The sequence below is a fragment of the Lutispora sp. genome (assembly GCF_041687175.1).
GTDB lineage: Bacteria > Bacillota > Clostridia > Lutisporales > Lutisporaceae > Lutispora.
Genome location: NZ_JAWLCK010000150.1, coordinates 1 through 5,402 on the forward strand (window position 1 = coordinate 1; position 5,402 = coordinate 5,402).

A 5,402-nucleotide genomic window follows, 5' to 3' on the forward strand; every position below is an offset into this window, starting at 1 on the left:
ATCAATGTTTTACTTTATATATTCGACATAAAAAAGAAGAATCCTTTTTGGGTTTAAAGGATTCTTCCAATATTTTTATACTTTGTCTTCAGTCTGAAAAGCCACAAAATGTGGCTTTTTCATTTATCTTCTAGCATCAAAGCATTCTTTGCAATATACTGGTCTGTCATTTGTAGGTTTGAAAGGTACTTGAGTCTCTTTACCGCAGTCTGCACATACTGCATCATACATAACTCTTTCTCTTCTTGCTCCACCATTCATGCTTGCTTTTCTGGCAGTTCTGCAATCTTTGCATCTTGCAGGCTCGTTCTGGAAACCTTTCTCTGCGTAAAATTCCTGTTCACCAGCTGTGAATACGAACTCCTCACCGCAATCTTTGCATACTAATGTTTTGTCCTGAAACATAAAATCCCTCTTTTCTTAAATACTTTAGGTAGTGATGGTCTCCAGAACTTTTTTTGGGATTTATGTTTCCAGAAAAGGTTCTTGACCTAACCACATATACCTTACATAGTATTCTCGCCAGCTGACCTGGTCTTTGCCCCCACACTCGCCGTCTGGAAGTTTCGCTCAAGCAATTATGCCCCTCACTACAGCTTCTCTCAGGTAAAACCTGGACGGACTTACTCCTAAGCCGCACCATGCTCACAAAGCGTTGCTTTGCTTACGTGGATCGTTTCGCCTGCGACTGGCTTCGATTTTCAACCACAGACCTGGGAAATACTACTTTTATATTATATACTTAATTATTAGAATATACAAGATTTTTATATAATTTTATTAAATATTTGTACTTATACTATTTTTTACTATCTATATATATACCGCCAGTATTGAGATTTGACTTCTCGTATGCCTTAACTGATTTTTGTCCAAGCTTCACTGTTTTAATATCTTTTCTTATGCTGTTTAATATATCCTGTACCTTGATTTTATTCTGTTCCTCTAGTTCCATTATTTTTTTTGCCAAGCCTAATATTTGTTCTGTAAGCTCTTTAATGCTCTTAAATTCAGGATAGATATTAGGATTTATATCATCCAAAACTTCTATATCTAACTTTTTTTTCAGCGTTCTAACCGTATCTTCAAAATCCTTATCAATTATCTGGATTTTTTCAATTTCTGTTTGCTTTTTATCTATAAAGCTGTTTAGGTTTTCTCCCTGATTTTTTTCAATATCTTCTTTCTGTTCTAAAGTTAGACTGTGTATGCTCTCCATGGCTGCCTTTTTCTCCTCAAGGAGACTCTGAAGTTTCATCACTAAATCTTTTGCAACTATGCTCATTTCATCACCTCAAAAAAATAAGGCATGGATATCATGCCCCTATTTGTCTACCGCTTGACAACCTTTGGCCAATTTCATGGCCTGAGACCAAGTATCTCTCAATTCCTTTGCAAAACCCAATACTTCTTCTATTATGTCCTTATCTTTTCTTATATTCGCATCTATCAAGCGTCTATTCATATACTCATATATAGAATACAGATTTTTAGAAATATCATAATCCATATCCAGAGTGCTCATGAACTCTTCTATTATCCTCTGAGCTTTTATTATATTATTATGGGCACCTTGCAGATCTTTTTCCCCAATAGCTTGCATGCCGAGATTTAAGAATTTTATCAGCCCGTTATAGAGCATAAGAGTAAGTTCCTGTGGTGTTGAAGTATTAACAACATTTTGCTGATATTGTTTATATGGATTTGCTGTTACCATTATTATGTTCCCCCATTCCCATTATTTTTATTGTCTGCCTCCAAAGCTCTGAGCCAACCATGCAGATTGGGAATTCATCCTACTTAGAGCTGTCTCCAAAGCTGCAAATTTCATATATAGAGATTCTTCTTTTTCAAAAAGCTTAATTGTCATGTCCTCTATGAGTTGTTCCTTATCTGTTATCTGTTCTGCCAAAGTGCTTTGAAACTCTGTAATATCGCCTACGATTCCTGCCTTCTCTAATAGGAATCCTTTCTTTCCATCTTTATCCCTTGTAGTCCTTATATTGTCCTGAAGAATATCAAAGAGTCGCTCTATTACACCGCTTTCTTTATATCTTTGTTCTCTCAGCTCTTTTGTATTATCAGGACTGTAAGATATCTCTGACTGCCTTGCGAATATTTCCATAACCCTATCAGGGTTATCCTCTATGGCTTTCCTTAGCTTGTCCTCATCTATAAAGAGCTTGGCACCCTCTCGCCAATTGCCTGTGGATATTCCTATGGAGAAAAGACCTCCAGCCTCTGTAACATCTCCCATGACACTTCTCATTCTCTGAACTATGTTGCTCAAGAGACCATCATTCCTCAGCAGGCCCTTTTTGGCATTCTCTTCCCATTTTTTTATCTCATCCTCTGTCATAGCATCTTTCTGTTCATCTGTCAAAGGAAGATAATAAGAACCATATCTACCACCGCTTTTTGGTCTTTCCTCGTTGACCTTGCCGCTGATTTTTTCTATGATTTCGTTGTATTTGTCTATGAAGTTTTTGATTCTATTAAATATAGCCTCTGTGTCCTGGGTAAGTTTTATAGTTGTTGAACCAGTGCCAGTCAATGTATATGTGACACCATCAATGTTAAATCTGTTGCTATTTCGTGTAGCAGTTTTACCATCTAAAACAAATTCAGCATCTTGTCCATTAACAACCTCAGAAGTAGTAAAGCCTAACTTCTCGAAAAATTCTGCACTCTGAGTTACATCAATTTTTGCCTCTGCTCCGGTTGCCTTTGATTCCATAAAAAATTGATCCAAGAAAGAGCTATAACTTATTTTTACTCCTGCATCACTGTTGTTTATTGCCGAAATTAAGTCGCTAAACCTTTTATCTTCAGTGACCTCTATTGTTTCACCATTTACCTGTAAAGATAGTTTATTTTTTTCTAATGTAGGATCGTATGTCAAACTTAAGTTATATTTATCTGCAATATCAGCTATTGTACTATTTAGACTCAAACCTACTGTGCCAAATTTGCCTGCTTCAGCTTCCATTCTTGCCTTTTCAGCCAACTTGGTAACTTCAATTGTATGCTCCAGCATAGCGACCTGACCATTGGAAGTGGCTGTTACTACATTTTCATCACCGGATTTAACCTTATATGCATAATATGTGCTGGCAGATCTCATATTGGTAGCAGGTTTTAATATATCGAAAAATTCGTCCTTGAAGCCTCTCAGCAAATTTGTAATGGATCTGTAATCGTCCCTTCTCCATTCCAATATCTGCTTGTCCTGCTTCACTCTATCAACTTTTAACCTCTCTACGCTCATCATCTGCTGTATAATATAATCCGTATCCAAGCCAGAAGCCATGCCTGTGAATCTCAGTTGTGCATTGATCATGTTGGAAATATTATTAGCCACAACTATTATCTCCTTTCATCCACTAGAATTCCTACCAATTCCCACATCTTTGCTACCATATCAAGAATCTTTTCTGGTGGAATTTCTCTTATAACCTCTTGGGTGTCCTTGTTAATAACCTTTACCATGATCTCCTTAGTTCCTTCGTGTATTGAATATTCGAATCTGCAGGTAGCGCCTGTAATAGCTTTGTTAGCCTTTTCTATCATTTCTATCCATAAGGATTCATCGATAGAAAGTTCATACTTGCTTTTTTGGGTTAGTTCACGATAATCATAATTTTGCTTTTGTATATCATTATCATTCACTGCCTGAACACTCTGAACATTGTTTTTTATTTCATTGCTGAAATTACCAGTTGTCTGTGTAGTTTGAATATTGCTCACAGATTCAACTCTCATCACTATATCCCTCCGTGGAAAATAAATTAAAAAATCCTTTCTTTATTTATATATCGTAATAAAGAAGGATTTTCTTTAGGGTTATTTAAACATTTCCTAAATGCACATGATTCAGATATTTTGATGCCACCTCTCTGGCTTTTAACATTACATCAATATCCGTAGGTGGACGATGGATTTTATAGTTTGGAAAATATCTGGTTAAATGTAGAGGAATATTTTTATCCAAGTTTGCTAAAAATGCAGCGAGCTTTTCTACTTCTTCCTCCGAGTCATTTAGGCCATTAACTAAAAGGGTGGTTATCTCTATATGGCATTTGTCATGGGACTTTTCTATAGTCTTCAATACATGTTCAATATCTCCGCCGCATATCTTTTTATAATAATCCCGCTGGAAGGATTTAAGGTCAATGTTCATAGCATCTACATAAGGCAGAATCTTAGTCAAAGGCTCCACCTGGATATATCCATTGGTAATCAGCACAACCTTATACTCTGGGTGCATTTCCTTAAGCTTTTTTGAAGTGTCGTAGATATATTCATACCATATGGATGGTTCATTATATGTAAAAGCTATGCCTATATTGTCATCTATTTGTCTGCATGCTTCTATCAAGTCCTCAGGAGAAAAATTTTGGCTCTTGGCTCTGTAATGAGCTATAGAATAGTTCTGGCAAAAGCCGCAGGAGAAGTTGCAGCCAAAGCTTCCTACAGAAAGGATTTTGCTTCCCGGATGAAAGTGATAAAGAGGCTTCTTCTCTATGGGGTCCAATGCCATAGCTGTGATCTCACCGTAGTTTATAGTTTTAAGCTTCCCTTCCATGTTGGTTCTCACCGAGCAAAGCCCGTATTGCCCCTCACCAATACTGCAATTGTGAGGGCATAAGAAACACCTGATCTTATCGCCATGCTTTTCCCAAAATAGGGCATCTTTAACCATAAAAAATCACTCCCTATGCCTGATGACCTCAAATTTCTCAATTGAATAATTCTCATGAGGCGGTATACCTGCTTTTTTCAGCGCAATATCCAACTGCTCTTCCACAGTATCAACACCTTCTAAGTCTGGCAGCAGCAATCCTGTCCTGCCTCTCCATCTCACTATCACCCCATACTTCTTCGGATCCAGCTCTGCCCTTGCAGCTTTCTGAGCCTCTGTCAGCACATCTACAGAAAAATCTATCTCCTCCAACTCATCCTCTCTCACAGGGCTGAATCGAGGGTCCTGAGTCCCTGCCTCCACCGCATTTCTAATAATCTCTTCTGCTATGCTGTCGGTAACGGGAAATATAGTTCCTATGCAGCCTCTAAGTTGACCTTCTTTTTTTAAAGATACAAAAACCCCTCTTTTTGCATTTAACATTTCATCTGTTACATAGTCAGGCACATCCATGTAGTTGCCCTGGAGCAGATAATGGGTCAGGCTCTCTCTAGCCAGCCTCACATAGGGATCTGCATTATCTGTTTTTTCCCTGAATCTTTCTTTGTTTTTCTCAATCAAGGCATTGTACATATCTCTATGGGACTTTTCTAAGGAGAAACTCATGACACTATAGCCTACCCCAAATGTACCCTCATAGGATAAAAGATTCCCCTCAAAGTCATATCCGTCCATAGCACCAAGCATTACATAATAGGAT

General features: G+C 37.6%; 7 protein-coding genes. All 7 read right to left on the bottom strand.

Features of this window, described 5'->3' with window-relative positions; all coding sequences use genetic code 11:
• Window positions 1–123: 123 nt before the first annotated feature.
• Window positions 124–405, bottom strand: coding sequence for a zinc-ribbon domain containing protein (locus tag ACESM9_RS14015; RefSeq protein WP_372999982.1), 282 nt, complete (start codon window positions 403–405; stop codon window positions 124–126).
• 394 nt (window positions 406–799) lie between these two features.
• Window positions 800–1,285, bottom strand: a complete 486-nt coding sequence (gene flgN / locus ACESM9_RS14020; protein ID WP_372999985.1) for a flagellar export chaperone FlgN — start codon at window positions 1,283–1,285, stop codon at window positions 800–802.
• Window positions 1,286–1,324: 39 nt separating this feature from the next.
• Complete coding sequence (gene fliS, locus ACESM9_RS14025) at window positions 1,325–1,717, bottom strand: flagellar export chaperone FliS (protein ID WP_372999988.1); 393 nt, start codon at window positions 1,715–1,717, stop codon at window positions 1,325–1,327.
• A 27-nt stretch (window positions 1,718–1,744) separates the two neighbouring features.
• Window positions 1,745–3,361, bottom strand: coding sequence for a flagellar filament capping protein FliD (gene fliD, locus ACESM9_RS14030; protein ID WP_372999991.1), 1,617 nt, complete (start codon window positions 3,359–3,361; stop codon window positions 1,745–1,747).
• Between the two features lie 5 nt (window positions 3,362–3,366).
• A complete protein-coding gene (locus ACESM9_RS14035; protein WP_372999994.1) occupies window positions 3,367–3,762 on the bottom strand; it encodes a flagellar protein FlaG in 396 nt (131 codons plus the stop codon).
• 85 nt (window positions 3,763–3,847) lie between these two features.
• A complete protein-coding gene (gene amrS, locus ACESM9_RS14040; protein WP_372999997.1) occupies window positions 3,848–4,702 on the bottom strand; it encodes an AmmeMemoRadiSam system radical SAM enzyme in 855 nt (284 codons plus the stop codon).
• Window positions 4,703–4,708: 6 nt separating this feature from the next.
• Window positions 4,709–5,402 (bottom strand): AmmeMemoRadiSam system protein A (amrA, locus tag ACESM9_RS14045; RefSeq protein WP_373000000.1); only part of this gene is annotated, 694 nt, incomplete at its 5' end.

Coding starts and splice junctions, on each gene's coding strand:
- ACESM9_RS14015 (WP_372999982.1), bottom strand. CDS start 405: ATGTTTCAGGACAAAACATTAGTATGCAAAGATTGCGGTGAGGAGTTC.
- flgN (WP_372999985.1), bottom strand. CDS start 1,285: ATGAGCATAGTTGCAAAAGATTTAGTGATGAAACTTCAGAGTCTCCTT.
- fliS (WP_372999988.1), bottom strand. CDS start 1,717: ATGGTAACAGCAAATCCATATAAACAATATCAGCAAAATGTTGTTAAT.
- ACESM9_RS14035 (WP_372999994.1), bottom strand. CDS start 3,762: ATGAGAGTTGAATCTGTGAGCAATATTCAAACTACACAGACAACTGGT.
- amrS (WP_372999997.1), bottom strand. CDS start 4,702: ATGGTTAAAGATGCCCTATTTTGGGAAAAGCATGGCGATAAGATCAGG.